The sequence below is a fragment of the Corynebacterium gottingense genome, from assembly GCF_007559235.1.
Lineage (GTDB): Bacteria > Actinomycetota > Actinomycetes > Mycobacteriales > Mycobacteriaceae > Corynebacterium > Corynebacterium gottingense.
This window is the reverse complement of record NZ_VMHH01000002.1, coordinates 111542-130690: the sequence shown is the minus strand read 5'-3', so window position 1 is coordinate 130690 and position 19149 is coordinate 111542. Positions and strand designations below refer to the sequence as shown.

At 64.4% G+C, this 19149-nt stretch carries 20 protein-coding genes; 19 read left to right on the top strand and 1 reads right to left on the bottom strand.

Annotated features, from left to right (window positions below; translation table 11 throughout):
- The first annotated feature begins 196 nt into the window (after positions 1-196).
- From rho to FPH17_RS03225, 19 genes are all read left to right on the top strand, one after another.
- Positions 197-2035 (top strand): transcription termination factor Rho, encoded by a 1839-nt coding sequence (gene rho, locus FPH17_RS03315; RefSeq protein WP_154878685.1) that lies wholly within the window; start codon positions 197-199, stop codon positions 2033-2035.
- A complete protein-coding gene (gene prfA / locus FPH17_RS03310) occupies positions 2035-3108 on the top strand; it encodes a peptide chain release factor 1 (protein ID WP_154878684.1) in 1074 nt (357 codons plus the stop codon). The genes rho and prfA overlap by 1 nt, the downstream gene beginning before the upstream one ends.
- Before the next feature lie 10 nt (positions 3109-3118).
- Positions 3119-3949 (top strand): peptide chain release factor N(5)-glutamine methyltransferase, encoded by an 831-nt coding sequence (prmC, locus tag FPH17_RS03305; RefSeq protein WP_154878683.1) that lies wholly within the window; start codon positions 3119-3121, stop codon positions 3947-3949.
- A gap of 24 nt (positions 3950-3973) precedes the next feature.
- The gene (locus FPH17_RS03300; protein ID WP_095275998.1) at positions 3974-4633 is read left to right on the top strand and encodes an L-threonylcarbamoyladenylate synthase; all 660 of its coding nucleotides are present in this window, start codon (positions 3974-3976) and stop codon (positions 4631-4633) included.
- Entirely contained in the window at positions 4634-5836 is a 1203-nt protein-coding gene (locus FPH17_RS03295; protein ID WP_154878682.1) for an MraY family glycosyltransferase, read from the top strand.
- An 11-nt stretch (positions 5837-5847) separates the two neighbouring features.
- Positions 5848-6345 carry a Cg1360 family ATP-synthase-associated protein gene (locus tag FPH17_RS03290; RefSeq protein ID WP_154878681.1) on the top strand — a complete coding sequence of 166 codons (498 nt, stop codon included), beginning with the start codon at positions 5848-5850 and terminating at the stop codon, positions 6343-6345.
- A gap of 386 nt (positions 6346-6731) precedes the next feature.
- Entirely contained in the window at positions 6732-7526 is a 795-nt protein-coding gene (gene atpB / locus FPH17_RS03285; protein ID WP_095276005.1) for a F0F1 ATP synthase subunit A, read from the top strand.
- Positions 7527-7627: 101 nt separating this feature from the next.
- A complete protein-coding gene (locus tag FPH17_RS03280; RefSeq protein ID WP_095276007.1) occupies positions 7628-7873 on the top strand; it encodes an ATP synthase F0 subunit C in 246 nt (81 codons plus the stop codon).
- Between the two features lie 54 nt (positions 7874-7927).
- Entirely contained in the window at positions 7928-8500 is a 573-nt protein-coding gene (locus FPH17_RS03275; protein ID WP_095276009.1) for a F0F1 ATP synthase subunit B, read from the top strand.
- Between the two features lie 5 nt (positions 8501-8505).
- On the top strand, positions 8506-9339 hold the full coding sequence (locus tag FPH17_RS03270) for a F0F1 ATP synthase subunit delta (RefSeq protein ID WP_154878680.1): 834 nt from the start codon (positions 8506-8508) through the stop codon (positions 9337-9339).
- Positions 9340-9349: 10 nt separating this feature from the next.
- On the top strand, positions 9350-11014 hold the full coding sequence (gene atpA, locus FPH17_RS03265) for a F0F1 ATP synthase subunit alpha (protein WP_095276014.1): 1665 nt from the start codon (positions 9350-9352) through the stop codon (positions 11012-11014).
- A 56-nt stretch (positions 11015-11070) separates the two neighbouring features.
- Positions 11071-12045, top strand: a complete 975-nt coding sequence (locus FPH17_RS03260) for a F0F1 ATP synthase subunit gamma (RefSeq protein ID WP_154878679.1) — start codon at positions 11071-11073, stop codon at positions 12043-12045.
- Positions 12046-12048: 3 nt separating this feature from the next.
- Positions 12049-13557: a F0F1 ATP synthase subunit beta gene (atpD, locus tag FPH17_RS03255; RefSeq protein ID WP_238397074.1), complete on the top strand. Its 1509-nt coding sequence runs from the start codon at positions 12049-12051 to the stop codon at positions 13555-13557.
- A gap of 9 nt (positions 13558-13566) precedes the next feature.
- Positions 13567-13938 (top strand): F0F1 ATP synthase subunit epsilon, encoded by a 372-nt coding sequence (locus FPH17_RS03250; RefSeq protein WP_095535051.1) that lies wholly within the window; start codon positions 13567-13569, stop codon positions 13936-13938.
- A 219-nt stretch (positions 13939-14157) separates the two neighbouring features.
- Positions 14158-14616, top strand: a complete 459-nt coding sequence (locus tag FPH17_RS03245; protein ID WP_154878678.1) for a DUF2550 domain-containing protein — start codon at positions 14158-14160, stop codon at positions 14614-14616.
- A gap of 74 nt (positions 14617-14690) precedes the next feature.
- Entirely contained in the window at positions 14691-15383 is a 693-nt protein-coding gene (gene nucS / locus FPH17_RS03240) for an endonuclease NucS (RefSeq protein WP_095276025.1), read from the top strand.
- Positions 15384-15399: 16 nt separating this feature from the next.
- Positions 15400-15687: an Rv1322 family protein gene (locus FPH17_RS03235; protein WP_095276028.1), complete on the top strand. Its 288-nt coding sequence runs from the start codon at positions 15400-15402 to the stop codon at positions 15685-15687.
- Positions 15688-15726: 39 nt separating this feature from the next.
- Positions 15727-16053, top strand: coding sequence for a thiamine-binding protein (locus tag FPH17_RS03230; protein WP_154878677.1), 327 nt, complete (start codon positions 15727-15729; stop codon positions 16051-16053).
- On the top strand, positions 16054-16926 hold the full coding sequence (locus tag FPH17_RS03225; RefSeq protein ID WP_154878676.1) for a tetratricopeptide repeat protein: 873 nt from the start codon (positions 16054-16056) through the stop codon (positions 16924-16926).
- Here the strand turns inward: FPH17_RS03225 and glgB are convergent.
- Positions 16923-19127, bottom strand: coding sequence for a 1,4-alpha-glucan branching protein GlgB (glgB, locus tag FPH17_RS03220; RefSeq protein ID WP_154878675.1), 2205 nt, complete (start codon positions 19125-19127; stop codon positions 16923-16925). The two genes, FPH17_RS03225 and glgB, sit on opposite strands and share 4 nt — an antisense overlap.
- Between the last annotated feature and the right edge of the window lie 22 nt (positions 19128-19149).

Here is a 19149-nt window from a genome sequence, read left to right as displayed (position 1 = left end):
GTGATGCCTTGGCCACCACGACCTCGAGGCCTTTGAGGGGAACACTCGCGGCGAGCAAGTGCCGCATAGAGATTGACACGCCGGTTTAGGCGATGAACGTCCCACATATTGCGCACGGAAACGCGATCGCTTCCGGAGCGCCCGCCGGCTCCTTGGCGGGGGACACCACAACTGGTCAAGCGACGAAAGGACATTCGTGACCGACACGGGTAACGCGGCAGCAGGCGGCAACGCCGATCTTTCCGCACTCAAGATCCCCGAGCTGCGCAAGATGGCGGCGGAAAAGGGCCTGAAGGGCGTCTCCGGTTTGCGGAAGGGCGACCTGATCCAGGCGATTGTGACCGGGGAGGTTCCGCGCAAGGCACGCGCCGCGGCGGCCGAGGCAGCAGCCGAGGAACACACCCACGAGGAACACACCCACGAGGAGCATCACCGTCGCGCTTCTCGACGCTCCGCTGGTCCCGCGGACGGTGAGCACGCAGCGCAGGACGCGCAAGCGGAACAGCCGCAGCAGGGCGAGCAGGCTGAGAGCGAGGGGCAGAAGTACGAATCGCGCTCGGCCGCGCGTCGGGCGCGCCGCAACCGCGCACGCCAGGACCAGGACGACAACAACAATCGCGACGACAAGCGCGATGAGAAGCGTGACAACAACGATCACGACAATCGCGACAACAACAACGACAACAACGGCCGCGGCGGCAAGCACAACAATCGCGGTGGCCGGAACAACAACAACGACGACGGCAACCAGGGCGGCGGCGGACGCCGCGGCCGCCGGAACCGCCGCAACCGGAACCGAAACCGGGACAACCGCGACAACCAGCACAACCAGAACGACAACAACCAGCAGTTCGACCCGGAGGAGCTGCAGGAAGTTGCCGGCATCGTGGACATCGTGGACAACAACGCCGCGTTCGTCCGCACCACCGGTTACCGCAAGAACAGCGCAGACGTTTACGTGAACCAGAAGCTGGTGCGCCAGAACGGCCTGCGCGCGGGCGACGCCGTAATCGGCCAGGTTCGCCAGAACGGGCAAAGCCACTCCCACGGCAACGGCCGCAACCGCCAGCGCTACAACCAGCTCGTCCGCGTCGACTCCGTCAACGGGATGACCACGGAGGAGGCGAAGCAGCGCGCCGAGTTTCACAAGCTCACCCCGCTGTACCCGAACAAGCGCCTCCGCCTGGAGACCGAGCCGAAGATCCTCACCACCCGCGTGATCGACCTGGTCATGCCGATTGGTAAGGGGCAGCGCGCGCTGATCGTCTCCCCGCCGAAGGCTGGTAAGACGACGATCCTGCAGAACATCGCCAATGCGATCGCCACCAACAACCCGGAGTGCTACCTCATGGTCGTTCTCGTCGACGAGCGCCCGGAAGAGGTCACGGACATGCAGCGCAGCGTGAAGGGCGAGGTCATCGCGTCGACCTTCGATCGCCCGCCGTCAGAGCACACTGCCGTCGCGGAGCTCGCGATCGAGCGCGCGAAGCGTCTGGTGGAGATGGGGCAGGACGTCGTCGTGCTGCTCGACTCCATCACCCGCCTGGGCCGCGCGTACAACAACTCCTCGCCGGCATCGGGCCGCATCCTTTCCGGTGGTGTGGACTCCAACGCCCTGTACCCGCCGAAGCGCTTCCTGGGTGCAGCCCGAAACATCGAGGAGGGCGGCTCGCTGACCATCATCGCGACCGCCATGGTGGAGACCGGTTCCGCCGGCGACACCGTCATCTTCGAGGAGTTCAAGGGCACCGGTAACGCGGAGCTCAAGCTGGACCGGAAGATCGCGGAGCGCCGCGTGTTCCCAGCGGTGGACGTCAACCCGTCCGGTACGCGCAAGGACGATCTGCTCATGAGCCCGGAGGAGACGCGCATCATGCACAAGCTGCGCCGCATCCTCTCGGCGCTGGATCCGCAGCAGTCCATCGATATGCTGATTAAGCAGCTGAAGAAGACGAAGTCGAACGGCGAGTTCCTCATGGGCGTGGCCAACTCCGCTCCCATGGTCGCGGACAAGGACGAAGAGGAGTACAAGTAATGGCGAATGAAGTCTCACTTGTAGACGACTACGTCTCCGAGTACCAGGGCATCCAGGCCCAGATGAGTGACCCGGAGGTGACCTCGGACCAGAACCTGTTCCGCAAGCTGTCCAAGCGCTACGCCGAGTTGCAGCCGATCATCAAAGCGAACGACGCGCTCCAGCAGGCCAAGGACGACCACGAGGCCGCAGCCGAGATGGCCAACGAAGACAAGGAGTTCGCGGAGGAGGCGGAGCGCCTCGAGGGCGAGATTGTCCGCCTGGAGGAGGAGCTCGCAGACCTCCTCGCCCCGCGCGACGAGCACGATGGCGACGACGTCATCATGGAGCTCAAGGCCGGTGCGGGCGGCGAAGAAGCCGCCCTGTTCGCGGGCGACCTGGCGCGCATGTACCAGAAATACTGCGAGAAGAACGGCCTGAAGTGGGACGTCCTCGACGCCGCGGAGACCGACCTCGGTGGCATCAAGGACATGACGGTGTCCGTCAAGGCGAAGAACCCGTCGCGTGATGGCGCCTGGTCCAAGCTGAAGTTCGAGGGCGGCGTCCACCGCGTGCAGCGCGTGCCCGTCACCGAGTCCCAGGGCCGCATCCAGACCTCCGCGGCAGGCGTCTATGTCTTCCCGGAGGCCGACGAGGTGGAGTCCGTCCACATCGACGAGAAGGACATCCGCGTCGACGTCTACCGCTCCTCCGGTAAGGGCGGCCAGGGCGTGAACACCACGGACTCCGCGGTGCGCATCACGCACCTGCCCACCAACATCGTGGTGACCTGCCAGAACGAGCGCTCCCAGATTCAGAACCGCGCCCGCGCGATGCAGGTCCTGCAGGCTCGCCTGGACCAGCTTGAGCGTGAGAAGGCCGAGGCCGCCGAGGCCGAAGGCCGCGCCTCCCAGGTCCGCACGATGGACCGCTCGGAGCGCATCCGCACCTACAATTGGCCGGAGAACCGCATCTCGGATCACCGCATCAACTTCAAGGCGAACAACCTGGATTCGGTCCTCGACGGCAACATGGAGGACCTGATCTCCGCGCTGCAGACCCACGAGCGCCAGGAGCGACTTGAAGCCGAGTAGGCGCGCCGCAATGCGGGAGCAGCTTCTCGACGCCACCTCGATCCTCGCCGACGCCGGCGTCCCCACCCCGGACGTCGACGCCCGCCTGCTCGCCGCCCACGTGCTGGGCGTGAGCCCGATGGCGGTGACGTTTGCGGAGGTGGACGAGACGTTTGAGGAGCGTTTCAATGGCGTCGTCAAGCGTCGTGCGCAGCGCGAGCCGCTCCAGCACATCACGGGCACGGCTCCCTTCGGGCCGCTCGACCTCGCCGTCGGCCCGGGCGTGTTCATCCCGCGCCCGGAGACGGAAGTCCTGGCCGATTGGGCCGCGCGCACCCTCGCCGGCATGCCGGCGCCCACCGTAGTGGACATGGGCACCGGCTCGGGGGCGCTGGCCATCTACGTTGCCAGCCATATCCCCGAAGCACGCGTGTACGCCGTCGAGCTCTCCACCACCGCGCGTGAGTACGCGGCGCGCAACGCCACCTCGAACGGGGTGCGCATCACGCTTGTCGACGCCTCCATGACCGACCCCCAGCTCCTCCGCGACCTCGACGGCGCGGTGGACCTCGTGGTGGCCAACCCGCCGTACGTCCCGGAGACCCCGGACCTCGAGCCGGAAGTGTATCGCGACCCGCCCGAGGCCGTCTTCTCCGGCGCCGACGGCATGGACGCGATCCGCGGGCTCGTGCCGGTGGCCCAGCGCCTGCTGCGCCCCGGGGGATGGTTGGGCGTGGAGCATGACGACGTGACGTCGACAAGCACGTGCTCCGTGATTGAGGCTTGCGGCGGCTTCGGTCCGCCGACGGTACTGCGCGACCTGGCCGGGCGGAACCGGTTTGTGTGCGCGAGTAAGCTGTAGCCGAAACGGAACCGAAGGAGCGATATGGGGAGCATGATCTACAACTGCCTCGAGCCGAGCGGGCGCGAGGCGGGGCTGACCGCTGCGGTCGAACAGGTGCAGGCGGGTCGCTGCGTCGTGCTGCCCACGGACACGGTCTACGGGATCGGCGCTGACGCCTTTAATAACGACGCCGTGGCGAGCCTCCTGGCCACCAAGCGCCGCGGGCCGGACATGCCGGTGCCGGTGCTCGTCGGTTCCTGGACCACCATTCAGGGGCTCGTGCGGGAGTTCTCCGACACGGCGAAGACGCTGGTCGAGGCGTTTTGGCCGGGCGGGCTCTCCATCGTCGTCCCGGAGGCGCCGAGCCTGCCGTGGAACCTGGGCGATACGCGCGGCACCGTGCTGCTGCGCATGCCCAACCAGCCGCTTGCGTTGGAGCTGCTGCAGCGGACGGGGCCGATGGCGGTGTCGTCCGCCAACATCTCTGGCAATCCGCCGGCGCTTAACGCAGCGAACGCGAAGCAGCAGTTTGGCGACGCGATCGGTGTGTACCTCGACGGCGGCGACGCGCAGGTGGGCGAGCCGTCCACGATCATCGACATCTCGGGCCGCCACCCGCAGATCTTGCGCGAGGCAGCGATCAGCGCCGAGCGGCTCGGTGAAGTCCTGAACCTTGACCCGGAGAGCTTGCGGAGGAAGTAGATGACGGGAGCTGGCGTCCCGCTGCGCGAGCTCGGCCTCGTTCTGCTCGTAGCCGCCGCAATCACGTACCTAGCCACCGGCCCGGTGCGCTCACTGCTCGTGCGCACCGGGCGTGTCGCGGAGGTCCGCAAACGAGACGTGCACACGCAGCCGACGCCCTCCGTGGGCGGGCTCGCCATGTTCACCGGCTTCGTTTGCGCCGTGTTCCTTGCGCAACAGCTTCCCGCGTTGACCCGCGGGTTTGCGCCGATCACCCCGGAGATGACGGCAGTGCTGGCGGGCGCGTTTGCGATAGTCATCGTCGGCATCGTGGACGACCTCTACGAGCTCGGCGCGATGACGAAGCTGCTGGGGCAGTTCTTGGCCGCCATCATTATGTGCCTTATGGGCATCGCGTTCACCGTGTTCTACGTGCCCTTCGGTGAGGGCACCACGCTGATTCTGGACCAGATGCAGGGGATGGTGATCGCTGCCGTGTTTACGGTGCTGCTGGTCAACGCCGTGAACTTCGTCGACGGCATCGACGGGCTCGCCGCGGGGATCGGAGTCATCGCCGGCGCAGCGATCCTGGTGTTTTCGCTCACCGTCCTGCACGAGCAGGGCGGCGCCGTGTCCGCGTACCCGCCTGCGATCATCTGCGCGGCACTCGTGGGTATCTGCGCGGGTTTCCTTCCGCACAACTTTGAGCCGGCGCGCATCTTTATGGGCGACTCGGGCGCGATGCTGATCGGATTGTTGCTGGCTGCGGCGTCGATCTCGGCGTCGGGCAAAATCAACATGTCGCTGTACGGGACCGCGGACCTGGTGGCGTTGGTCAGCCCGATCATCGTGGTCGCCGCTGCGATCGCGCTTCCGGTGTTGGATCTCGTCTGGGCGGTGATTCGACGCACCGCGAGGGGGCAAAGCCCCTTTGCTGCGGACGCTGGACACATCCACCACAGGCTGCTGCGCTTGGGGCATACGCACCGACGCACCGTGCTCGTCCTGTACTTCTGGGTCGCCGCTGTGGCGTTTGGCGCGGTGAGCTTCTCCATCGTGCCGGTGCGGGTGGCAGTGGTATTCACCGCAGTGCTCTTGCTCGGCGCCTTTCTGCTCACACTCGTCCCGTTGATGGCCGGAAAGATTGGGCCGAAACCGGTCGTGGCCCCGCAGGGGTCCGGCGAGGGGAGAGGGCGCGGGGAGGTCGAGCACGCGCGTAGGTAAACTTACCCACCGTGACTACTTCCAGCCCGAATCCGGAATCCCAGCCCCGCGACCTCAACGTACGCGACGCCTCCGAGTACACGGACCAGCGTCGGCCGATCATCCGTGCCCTGAAGGTTGCCGGGGGAGCGCTTGTCGCGCTCACCTTGATCAGCCTGATGGCATGGGGCGCCACGCGTGATCTCCCCGGGATCTGGGCCGTGCTCTTGGGCGTGGCGATTGGCGGTGGGTTCGTCCTGGCCACCGCTGTCACCGTTCTGGTGACCTCCGAATCCTCGCCCAGTACCACGATGGCGGTCGTCCTCGGCGGGTGGCTGGTCAAGATGGTGGTCTTGATTTTGCTCTTCGTCTGGCTGCGTAACTTCAGCTTTTATGATTCGACGGCGTTCGGCGTCACGACGCTCGCGGCGCTCGTTGTCGCGCTGGCCGCCGAGGCGTGGGGCGTTATTACGACGAGGACGTCGTACCTGAGCCAGCCTGCCCCCCTGGAGTTGCGCAATCGGGGGTAGTCAGGCCCCCGTCTTTGCCAAAAGAGGGAAAAGTCCACCCCTTTTTGCGTGCGTGTGACTGACGTTACAGGGGGATAAATGTGCAGGCTGTTGAGCCAAAGTTGGCCGCAAACTTCCCGGGTTGAAAGCGCATAGTGTTCGAGTCCCCCCAAAGTCCAGGAAACTCGTGATGACCTGTTAAAGTATCCGCTGGGCTTACTTGAGGCAGGGGACTGCCCAGCGCCGCTGGGTCTCGCTGCCTGAAGAGACTCCCCTGTCCCCGCGGAAGCAGATGTGCGACGGAGTCCGCCGCGGGAGACAGCCTTGATGAAGACGTCCATCGCACCGCATTCTTTGAGGATGCGGCCCGAGAACGGGAGAGAACGCTGAGCGTTACAACTTTGGCCATGAAGGGTTCATTCCACGCACCCGAACTTGGTCCAGAAATTTTCCCGGGGCACACGTACGACCAGTTCATTGGTGAAGATTTTGCCAATGGATGGTTCGCGCTCGACCGCATTATGCTTGTCCGACTTCTTGTCGCGGCAATCCTTGTGGTCCTCTTTGTTATTGCCTTTAGGAAGCCGAAGCTGGTTCCTAAGGGGCTGCAAAACTTCGCAGAGATGGGCGTGGACTTCGTCCGCGTCAACATTGCAGAAGATACGTTGGGGAAGAAGGACGGAAACCGGTTCCTGCCGGTCATTGCCACCATCTTCTTCACCGTGCTGTTCATGAATGCCGCGACGATCATTCCGTTCCTCAACATCTCACCAAATGCACGTATCGGCATGCCGGCCGTGCTGGCGGTTGTTGCCTACATCGCGATGATCTACGCGGGCGTCCAGCGCTACGGTGTGGCGTTTTTCAAGCACTCCACCGTCATTCCTGGACTGCCTTTCTTCCTCCACTTCCTCGTGGTGCCGATTGAGATCTTCTCAACCTTCATCCTGCGTCCGGTCACCCTGGCAATTCGTCTGATGGCGAACTTCCTGGCCGGCCACATCATTTTGGTCCTGCTGTACTCTGCTACGAACTTCTTCTTCTGGCAGCTCAACGGGTGGACCGCATTCAGTGGCCTGACCATCATTGCTGCGATTCTGTTCACGCTCTACGAGCTCATCGTTATTTTCCTGCAGGCATACATTTTTGCCCTGCTGACGGCGGTGTACATCGAACTATCGCTGCATGCGGATGCGCACTAACAAAGCGCGACCAACCGGTCAAACTGAATAACCCCTCCACATTGTCACTCGCCCTCCCGCACTAGGAGCGGGGGAGCACCTAGAAAGGGAACGACTTTCACATGAACGACATCATCCTCGCCCAGGCAAACGAGTCTGTCACCGCGTTCGACGGCCTCCAGTCCATCGGCTACGGCATCGCCACCATCGGCCCCGGCATCGGTATCGGCATGCTGGTTGGCAAGACCGTCGAGGGCATGGCTCGCCAGCCCGAGATGGCTGGTCAGCTGCGTACCACCATGTTCCTGGGTATCGCCTTCGTTGAGGCCCTTGCCCTCATCGGCCTCGTTGCCGGCTTCCTGTTCTAAGAAAAGCTCGCACCACCTAGCGAACAGATTTCATTTCTAGAACAGGAGCAACCAATGACTAACGTCAACGAATTTCTCGTGGCGGCAGAGGGGACCGAGGAGCTTCCGATGACTTCGGAGCCCTCCGTGCTTCTGCCTGCCCCGTACGACGTGGTTTGGTCGCTTGTCGTCTTCATCATCATCTTCCTCCTCTTCTGGAAGTACGTGCTTCCGAAGTTCCGGGAAGTGCTGGCGGAGCGCGAAGACCAAATCAAGGGTGGCATTGAGCGCGCTCAGGCTGCCCAGGCTGAAGCATCGGCTGCCCTGGAAAAGAACAATGCTGAGCTTGCCGAGGCACGCGCCGAGGCCGCCGCGATCCGCGAAGCTGCCCGCACCAAGGGTAAGGAGATCGAGGCGGAGTCCCGCGAGCGCGCCGAGGCAGAGTCCAAGCGCATTGTGGAAGCTGGAGAGAAGCAGCTTCTGGCATCCCGTGAGCAGGTCGTCGCAGAGCTGCGCAACGATTTGGGCCAGAACTCGATCAACCTCGCCGAGCGCCTGCTTGGCACCGAGCTGTCGGACTCCACCCGCCGCTCGAACACGATCGACTCCTTCCTCTCTGAGCTCGACAACGTCTCGACGAGAAAGTAGGCGAGATGAAGGCAGCGAGTCGCGAAGCACAAGCAAAGGTCTCGGAGAAGCTTGATCAGCTGATCCAGAATTCCGACAATGCCGTCGCCGTGGCGATGAACGTCGGTGCTGAGCTTTTCCTCATCGTGAACCAGCTCGACGGCGAGCGCGCACTGCGCATCGCCGTTGCTGATAACTCGGTGGAGAGCTCCCAGCGCACCGGCATTATGCGCGACGTGTTTAGCGCCAAGGTCGCAGATCCGACGCTTGAGGTCCTGCTGGCAGCAGCCGAGCAGGAGTGGTCCACGCCCCGCGAGTTCCGCACCGGGCTGGTCAACATCGGCCGCCGCGCAATCGCGCGCGGTGCCGAGAAAGACGGCAAGCTCGAGCAGGTTGAAACTGAGCTGTACCAGCTCGCCAACGTGCTGGAGCGCGAAAAGGATCTGACCCAGCTGTTGTCCGACCGTACGGCGGCCTCCGAGAAGAAGCGAGGACTGCTGGCAAACGTGATTTACGGCAAGGTGACGATGTTCACCGAGGCTTTGGCTTTGCAGGTCATCGGTCGCCCGCGCCACAACCCGGTAGATGACTTGGTGGGGCTGTCCTCCGAGTTGGCCGGCATGCGTGGCAAGACCGTGGCACGTGTCGCCACCGCGGAGGAGTTGTCCGACTCTCAGCGCGGCGTCCTGGCGCAGAAGCTTGAGAAGATTTACGGCCGCGAGATGGCCATCCACTCCGAGGTTGACCCCAGCCTCCTCGGGGGTGTGGTTATCCGCGTTGGTGACGAAGTGATTGACGGTTCGACGCGTGGCAAGCTCACGCGCCTGCGCACCGACGTCGCTGCCAACGCGGCCCTTTAGAACGAAGATAATGCTGGAACAAACTACCGAGAGCAGGAAGAACATGGCGGAGCTGACGATCTCCTCCGATGAGATCCGTAGCGCGATAGCGAACTACACCTCGAGCTACTCCGCGGAGGCCTCCCGTGAGGAGGTCGGCGTGGTGACTTCGGCTGCAGATGGTATTGCCCAGGTTTCCGGGCTGCCAGGGTGCATGACGAACGAGCTGCTCGAGTTCCCGAACGGCGTCATTGGCGTCGCACAGAACCTCGAGACCGATTCCATCGGTGTCGTGGTGCTGGGTAACTTTGAGTCCCTGACCGAAGGCGACGAAGTCAAGCGGACGGGCGAAGTCCTGTCTATCCCCGTTGGGGAAGACTTCCTTGGCCGAGTAATCAACCCCCTGGGTCAGCCGATTGACGGCCTTGGCCCGATTGAGTCCAAAGAAGAGCGTGCCCTGGAGCTCCAGGCCGCAGGCGTTCTCGACCGCCAGCCGGTCGAGGAGCCGCTGCAGACGGGCATGAAGGCGATCGACGCCATGACCCCGATCGGCCGCGGCCAGCGTCAGCTCATCATTGGTGACCGCAAGACCGGTAAGACCGCGGTCTGCATCGACACCATCCTCAACCAGAAGGCTTTCTGGGAGACCGGTGACCCGTCGAAGCAGGTGCGCTGCATCTACGTGGCTGTGGGCCAGAAGGGTTCCACCATCGCTGGTGTGCGCAAGACCCTGGAGGATCACGGCGCGCTCGAGTACACCACCATCGTGGCGGCTCCGGCGTCCGACTCTGCAGGCTTCAAGTGGCTGGCACCTTTCTCTGGTGCCGCGCTCGGCCAGCACTGGATGTACCAGGGCAAGCACGTACTGGTCATCTACGATGATCTGACCAAGCAGGCCGAGGCCTACCGTGCGATCTCGCTGCTGCTGCGCCGCCCGCCGGGCCGCGAGGCATACCCGGGCGACGTCTTCTACCTACACTCCCGTCTCCTGGAGCGTGCAGCGAAGCTGAACGACGAGCTCGGCGCTGGCTCCCTGACCGCACTGCCGATCATCGAGACCAAGGCAAACGACGTCGGCGCGTTCATTCCGACCAACGTCATTTCCATTACGGACGGCCAGGTCTTCCTCCAGTCCGACCTGTTCAACCAGGGCGTGCGCCCGGCTATCGACGTGGGTATTTCTGTCTCCCGTGTCGGTGGCGCTGCGCAGACCAAGGGCATGAAGAAGGTCGCAGGTAACCTGCGTCTGGACCTCGCCGCATACCGCGACCTTGAGGCGTTCGCGGCCTTTGCTTCCGACCTGGACGCTGCTTCCAAGAAGCAGCTCGAGCGCGGTCAGCGTCTGGTCGAGCTGCTGAAGCAGTCCGAGAACGCACCGCAGCCGGTGGAGTACCAGATCGTGTCCATCTGGGCAGCGAACGAGGGCCTCTTCGACGTCGTTCCCGTCGAAGATGTCCGCCGTTACGAGTCCGAGCTGCAGGAGGCAATCCAGTCCTCCGCACCAGAGGTCTTTAGCCAAATCGAGGGCGGCAAGCAGCTTGACGACGCTTCGAAGGACGCCATCAAGCGCGTCAACGAAGAGTTCGCTCGCACCTTCCAGGCTTCCTCGGGCGAGCGTGTCGTGCGCGAGCCGGAGGCGCAGGCCCTGGACGCCGGCGAAGTGTCCAAGAACAAGCTCAACGTCAGCCGCTCCTAGGTTCTGCAGCGCGCAGGACTTTAGGACCTACATAAAGGAAGGGAGGAAACAGCACCATGGCAACACTTCGCGAATTGCGTGACCGCATCCGGTCCGTCAACTCAACGAAGAAGATCACCAAGGCCCAAGAGCTGATCGCTACGTCGCAGATCACTAAGGCCCAGGCTCGCGTCGCTGCGGCGAAGCCGTACGCGGACGAGATGCAAGACGTCATGGAACGCCTCGCCGCCGCGAGCTCCCTCGACCACCCCATGCTTCGTGAGCGTGACGGTGGGCGAGTCGCGGCGATCCTCGTGGTCACCTCTGACCGCGGTATGGCTGGCGGCTACAACCACAACGTGCTGAAGAAGGCCGCTGAGCTAGAGCGTATGCTCAGCGACGCAGGCTACGAGGTGGTTCGCTACGTCACCGGTAACAAGGGAGTTACCCACTTCCGGTTCCGTGACATGGACGTCGCTGGCGCGTGGACCGGCTGGTCCCAGAAGCCGTCGTGGGAGGATACGCACAACGTGCGTCGCCACATCATCGACGGTTTCATGGCTGGTTCGGAGGACACCGCCAAGTGGCGCGAAGGCATCAATGGCACGGAGGGTCAGGGCGTGCGCGGTTTCGACCAAGTGCACGTCGTCTACACCGAATTCGTGTCTATGCTCTCGCAGGAAGCGCGCGTGCACCAGCTGCTGCCCATCGAGCCCGTCCTCGAGGAATTCGAGTACGAGCAGAAGAGCATGCTGGAGCAGGACGGCTCCGTGAACCCGGATATGAGCTTCGAGCCAGATCCGGACACGCTGCTGACCTCGTTGCTTCCGGCATATGTTTCCAGGTCGCTCTACTCGATCTTCTTGGAAGCATCGGCTTCGGAATCCGCTTCTCGCCGTACGGCGATGAAGAACGCGACGGATAACGCCACTGACCTGGCGAACAATCTGTCCCGTGAGGCTAACCAAGCCCGTCAGGCAAAAATCACCCAGGAAATCACCGAGATTATCGGCGGCGCTGGCGCGCTGTCCGGTAGTGGAGAAAGTGACTAAATCATGACTACTGCTCAATCTTTTGATGAGCGCAACGATGAGCCGGTGGGCGAGGCCGAGACCAAGGCTGCAGCCCACGAGGCACAGTCCGCGCAGAACCCGCAGGGTTCTGACAACGGACGCGTCGTTCGCGTAATCGGCGCAGTCGTCGACGTGGAGTTCCCGCGCGGCGAGCTGCCCGCTCTGTACAACGCACTCGAGGTCGACATCGAGCTCGAGGGCATGTCCCGCACCATCGTGCTCGAGGTTGCCCAGTTCCTGGGCGACAACCTGCTGCGTACCATCGCCATGGCCCCGACGGACGGCCTTGTGCGTGGCGCGAAGGTGCTCGACACCGGCAACCCGATCTCCGTCCCGGTCGGCGACCAGGTCAAGGGCCACGTGTTCAACGCACTCGGCCAGTGCCTGGACGACCCGAGCGTCGGCGAGAGCGGCGAGCGCTGGGGCATCCACCGCCAGCCGCCGGCCTTCAAGGACCTCGAGGGCAAAACCGAGATCCTGGAAACCGGTATTAAGGTCATCGACCTGCTTACCCCGTACGTGAAGGGCGGCAAGATCGGCCTCTTCGGCGGCGCAGGCGTGGGCAAGACGGTCCTCATCCAGGAGATGATTACCCGTATCGCCCGCGAGTTCTCTGGTACGTCGGTCTTCGCCGGCGTCGGCGAGCGTACCCGTGAGGGCACCGACCTCTTCCTCGAGATGGAAGAGATGGGCGTGCTCCCGGATACGGCCCTTGTCTTCGGCCAGATGGATGAGCCGCCAGGGGTTCGTATGCGTGTGGCCCTGTCCGGCCTGACCATGGCGGAGTACTTCCGCGATGTGCAGAACCAGGACGTGCTGCTCTTCATCGACAACATCTTCCGTTTCACCCAGGCCGGTTCCGAGGTCTCGACCCTGCTGGGTCGTATGCCTTCCGCCGTGGGCTACCAGCCCACCCTGGCTGATGAGATGGGCGTGCTGCAGGAGCGCATTACCTCCACCAAGGGTCGCTCCATTACCTCGCTGCAGGCGGTCTACGTGCCGGCCGATGACTACACCGACCCGGCACCGGCGACAACCTTCGCCCACCTGGATGCGACGACCGAGCTGTCGCGTTCCATTGCCTCCAAGGGTATTTACCCGGCTGTGGACCCGCTGACCTCGACCTCCCGCATCCTGGAGCCGGGCATCGTCGGCGAGCGTCACTACGCTGTCGCGCAGAAGGTGATCGGTATTCTGCAGAAGAACAAGGAGCTGCAGGACATCATCGCCATCCTCGGTATGGACGAGCTGTCCGAAGAGGACAAGATCACCGTTATGCGTGCTCGTAAGCTGCAGCGCTTCCTCGGCCAGAACTTCTTCGTGGCGAAGAAGTTCACGGGCGACGAGGGCTCCTACGTCCCGCTCGAGGAGACGATCGAGGCCTTCGACAAGCTCTGCGAGGGCGAGTTCGACGCCTACCCGGAGCAGGCCTTCAGCAACCTCGGTGGTCTCGACGATGTCGAGGCCGCGTACCAGAAGCTGCAGGGCTAGGAGGCAGACATGGCTGAACTTACCGCGCAATTGGTGTCGGTGGACCGCATGCTTTGGTCGGGTCAGGCCAGCATCGTCACCGCCCAGACCATCGAAGGTGAGATCGGCGTGCTGCCCGGTCACGAGCCGTTCCTTGGCCAACTCAAGGAGAACGGCGTGGTGACCATCCGTCCCACCAGCGGCGACCGCATCGTCGCCGCTGTGCAGGGCGGGTTCCTCTCCGTCCAGGGCGACAAGGTGACCATCCTTGCTGACTTCGCGATGCTCGCGGACGAGGTTGACACCACCGAGGCAGAGTCCGGCCTGCGCGCCGACGACTCGCTCGTGAAGGCCCGCTCGGAGGCCGAGCTTGCCGCGGTTCGCCGCAACAGCTCGCGCTAGACCGAGTTTGCGTCAGCGCCCAGGAGGAGGGCAACGCACGCCCCTTCCTTGCACGTTTCGCGCCCCCACCTGCCGTGAGGTAGGTGGGGGCGCGACGTCGTTAAGCGGCCGCCCCGATGATGCTTGCATTGTCTGCGCAGCAAAGTAGGATTATCGCCTAAGCGTGCTTCCACGATATGCGGGGGCCTGTCAACAACGGAATCTCGCAGGGAGGTGTCGATGGAGATCATCGTCTCTGTGGTGCTGCTTGTGGTCATCGGGGTCACGGGTATTGCTATCTGGCGGTTTGCCATGTTCCGGAATTCCGGTGGGCGCGCGCTGATCCGCAAGCTGCCGGCCCACGGGCTACACGGCTGGCGGCACGGGATTCTGCGATACACGGGGGAAGAGCTGCAGTTTTATAAGCTGCGGTCGCTGTCATCAAACTACGATTACGCGCTGGACCGCCGCGACCTGACCATCAACGGGGTGCGCGACCTGACTGCGGATGAGCAGGAGATTATGCCGGGGGTGTCGACGGTCCTGGAGATGACCAGCCCGCGCGGGCAACTCGAGTTTGCGGCGGATCGCCACGTGGAGATGGCGCTCATTTCCTGGGTGGAGTCTGCGCCGGATCGTCGCCAGCAGCGCGTAGACGTTCGCTCGCTGGCACAGCGCGTGCAGCGGGGCCGCGCCTAAGTGCTTCTCGACGCCACCGCGTACCCACCCGACCCGTTTCTGTTCCCCGCTGCGCGCCCGGTACCCTGTGGTGCATGCGTCTCGTCATAGCTCGTTGCTCCGTTGACTACGTTGGTCGCCTCGCGGCGCACCTTCCATCCGCGTTGCGCCTCATTTTGCTGAAATCCGACGGCTCGGTGTCTGTCCACGCGGACGACCGTGCCTACAAGCCCCTGAACTGGATGACGCCGCCGTGCACTCTGAAGGAGGAAGCGGTGGTGGACATCGACGGCGAGGATACCGGCGAGCAACTCTGGATCGTGGAGAACCCGAAGGGGGAGCAGCTGCGCATCACGGTGGAAGAGATCCTGTCGGACTCCTCCTACGAGCTGGGCGAGGACCCGGGATTGGTCAAGGACGGCGTCGAGGCGCACCTGCAGGAGCTGCTGGCGGAGCACATCGGCACCCTCGGCGAGGGCTACAGCCTGGTGCGCCGCGAATACCCCACGGCGATCGGTCCGGTGGACATCCTCGCCAGGGATGCAGACGGGCAGACCGTGGCCGTGGAGATCAAGCGGCGCGGCGGGATCGACGGTGTCGAGCAGCTCACCCGATACGTCGAGCTGCTCAACCGCGATGAAGTGCTTAAGCCGGTGCGCGGCGTGTTCGCGGCGCAAGAGATCAAGCCGCAGGCGCGCACGCTTGCCGAGGATCGCGGCTTCCGCTGCCTTACCCTGGACTACGACGAGCTCCGCGGCATCGAGTCCGACGAGCTGCGGCTTTTCTAGGGCCAGGGGGGTAGCTATGCCGAGACGGAACCGGAGACACAACGTCACCCCCTCCTACGTGCTGCCTCGGGACGGGTCCACGTTCATCGGGACCCAGGAGGTCGAGGGCCCCAGCTGGGCGAACGGCGAGATCTACCTTGTACGCCAGATCGGCGCCGCCGCGGCGAACAAGTTCTACGTGTGCCCGCGGTGCAACCAAAACATCCCGCCGGGCGTGGCGCACGTGGTGGCTTGGCCGCGCGACACGGGCGGGCGTGGCGACGATCGCCGCCACTGGCACAAGCACTGCTGGGAGAAGCGGTAGCGTCCATCCCAGCCCATCGGCGCGGGTAGGCTGGTCCGCATGATTGCTGCATTTTCTGTCGCCCCGACGGTGACCAATAACGCTACTGCAGAGATGTCGGAGGCCGTGTCGCGCGCCGTGCGCGTCGTGCGCGAATCCGGCCTGCCGCACGAGACGACCGCAATGTTTACCACGATTGAGGGGGAGTGGGACGAGGTCATGGACGTGATCAAGCGTGCCACGCAAGCGGTGGAGGCGGTGTCCCCGCGGGTATCGTTGGTGATCAAGGCGGACATCAGGCCGGGCTACACCGACATGATGCATCAAAAGATCGCGTCGCTAGAGAAGCACTTTTCCAATGACGCCAATGACGAAGGAGCGAACTAAATGCCGGATTTCGGACCTGGCGCAGTTGACCTGAACAAGCTGGTGGAGCAGAAGGAAGCGCAGCAGCAGCTCAAGGAGGGCGGATTCGAGCCGTTTATCACGGTCACCGAGAAGGACATTGAGGCCCGCGCCTTCCAGCGCTCCGTGCAGGTGCCGGTGGTGCTGATGATCGGCACCTCCCGGTCCGAGGACTCGGAGGCGCTCAAGGCAACGCTGCAGCAGCTGGCGGCGGGGCAGCGCAAGTTTCTCGTCGCGTACGTCGACGCGGACGCCACGCCCCAGGTGGCGCAGATGTTCGGCCTGCGCGCCCTGCCGACGGTGGTGGCGTTGGCAGCCGGCCAGCCGGTGACCAACTTTGAGGGCAACCAGCCTGCCGACCAGCTCAAGCAGTGGGTCGACGCGCTGGTGAACAACGTCGGCCCGCAGCTGCAGGGTCTGGACGACGAGCCGGAGACGGATGCCCCCGAGCCGGAGGACCCGCGATTGGCCCAGGCAACCGCCGCGCTGAATAGGAGCGATTTCGAGGGGGCCACAGCGCTTTATAACGCCATCCTGGCCGACGAGCCCGACAACCAGCCCGTCAAGCAGGCGAAGGCGACGGTGGCGGTCCTGCAGCGGCTCGACCCCCAGCGCCGCACCACCGACCCGATCGCGGAGGCGGAGCAGGACCCGCAGGATGTGGAGAAGCAGCTCGTCGCCGCGGACGCTGAGGTTGTCGCTGGCGCGCCGGAGAAGGCGTTCGAGCGTCTGCTGCGCTACGTCAAGGCCGAGCCGAAGGCGAAGGAGCGCCTTCTCGAGCTCTTCACCTTGTTCGAGCCGGGCGATCCGCGCGTGATCAACGCGCGGACCGCCCTGGCCAGCGCCCTGTTCTAGCCGCGCAGCGTGTACAGCTGCACGCTCATCGCCGGGATGTGCAGGTTGAGGGACTGGTCGAACTGGTCCCAGGCGGTGGGCTCGGTGTCCACGGTGTGGAGGAGCTCGTTGCCTGCTCCGCCGTAGACGGCGTCATCCGTGTTGATGAGTAGCTCCCACGTGCCCGCCTTGGGTGAGCCCAGGCGGTAGTTCGGCTGCGAGGCGCCGGAGAGGTTCACCACCGCGAGGACAGCCGATCCGTCCGCGCCCCAGCGGATGTAGGCGAGGATGTTGTTTTGTGCGTCGTCGCCCTTGATCCACTGGAAGCCCATGGGCGTGTTGTCCTGGGAGAACAGCGCCGGGGTGTCGCGGTAGACCAGGTTGAGGTCGCGCACGAGGCGCCGGATGCCCTTGTGGTAGTCGTGGCCCCAGTCGTCGGCAAGGTTGTCCCAGTTGACGGAGTGGGCCTCGTCCCATTCGGTGGTTTGCCCCCACTCGCAGCCCATAAACATGAGCTGCTTGCCCGGGTGCGAGAACATGTAGCCGTAGAGCGCGCGCAGTCCCGCGGCCTTGTTCCAGTCATCGCCCGGCATTCGGGTCCACAGCGAGCCCTTGCCGTGCACGACTTCGTCGTGGCTAAACGGCAGGACGTACTTCTCGCTGAACGCGTAGACCAGGGAGAACGTGATCTCGTTGTGGTGGTAGGAACGGTGGATGGGGTCGAGCGAGAAGTACTCCAGCGAGTCGTTCATCCAGCCCATGTTCCACTTCAGGGAGAACCCGAGGCCGTCGGACTCGGTGGGCGCGGTCACGCCGGGCCACGCGGTGGACTCCTCGGCTACGGTGATCACGCCCGGGTGGGTGCGGTGGACCGTGGCGTTCATCTCCTGCAGGAACTGGACCGCGTCCCAGTGCTCGCGGCCGCCGAACTGGTTGGGCAGCCACTCGCCGGGTTCGCGCGAGTAGTCCAGGTAGAGCATGGAGGCCACGGCGTCCACGCGCAGGCCGTCGAGGTGGAACTCTTCGCACCAGTAGAGCGCGTTGGCCACGAGGAAGTTGCGGACCTCGTTGCGGCCGAAGTCGAAGACGTAGGTGCCCCAGTCCTTCTGCTCGCCGCGGCGCCAGTCGGGGTGCTCGTAGAGCGCGGTGCCGTCGAAGCGCGCGAGCGCCCAGGCGTCCTTGGGGAAGTGTGCGGGGACCCAGTCGACGAGGACGCCGATGTTGTGCGCGTGGAGCTCGTCGACAAGCGCGCGGAACTCGTCTGGCGTGCCCCATCGCGCGGTGGGTGCGTAGTAGCCGCTGACCTGGTAGCCCCAGGAACCACCGAATGGGTGCTCGGCGACCGGGAGGAACTCCACGTGGGTGAAGCCGTGCTCGACCAGGTACGGGACGAGCTCTTCGCGCAGCGTGTTGTAGTTCGAGCCCTGCTTCCAGGAGCCGATGTGGCACTCGTAGACGCTCATGGGGGAGTTCGCCGGGTCCACACCCTGGCGGCGCTGCATCCACTCGGCGTCGCGCCACTCGTACGCGGTGGTGTCGGCGACAACGGAGACCGTCTCCGGCGGGGCGAGGGTGGCCTTGGCCAGCGGGTCGGCCTTGTCCACGCGGTAGCCTTCGGAGGTTTGGACCGCGAACTTGTAGTGGGCACCGGGCGCGATTCCGGGGATGAAGATCTCCCACACGCCCGTCGAGCCCAGGGTGCGCATCGGGTACTGGTTCGGGTTCCAATTGCAGAAGTCGCCGACGACCGCCACACCCTTGGCGTTCGGAGCCCAGACCGCGAAGGCGGTGCCGGTGACCTGGCCGAGGTCGGTGGTGTAGGTGTGGACGTTCGCACCGAGGACCTCCCAGAGGCGCTCGTGGCGCCCCTCGGCGATCAGGTGCAGGTCCAGCGAGCCGACTGTGGGCAGGAAGAAGTAGGGGTCCGCGATGATCTGCGGTTCAGCGTCCGGGTAGGTGACCTTGAGGCGGTAGTCGCTCGCGTGGTCGCCCTCGAGCTCGGCGATCCAGATGTCGTCGCCGGTGTGGTGCATCTGCACGGCGTCGTTGTGAATGAGCAGCTGCACGTCGGTCGCGCCGAGCAGGCGGGTGCGCACGACGGTGTTTCCGGCCACGGCGTGGCGGCCGTAGAAGTCGTGCGGTGCGTGGTGCTTGCACTCGAGGAGGCGTTGGCGGTCGTGCTCCGGGATGAGCGCTGCGGGGGAAAGTTCGTGGCCGGTCATCATCGTCTTTCTAGTAAAGCGA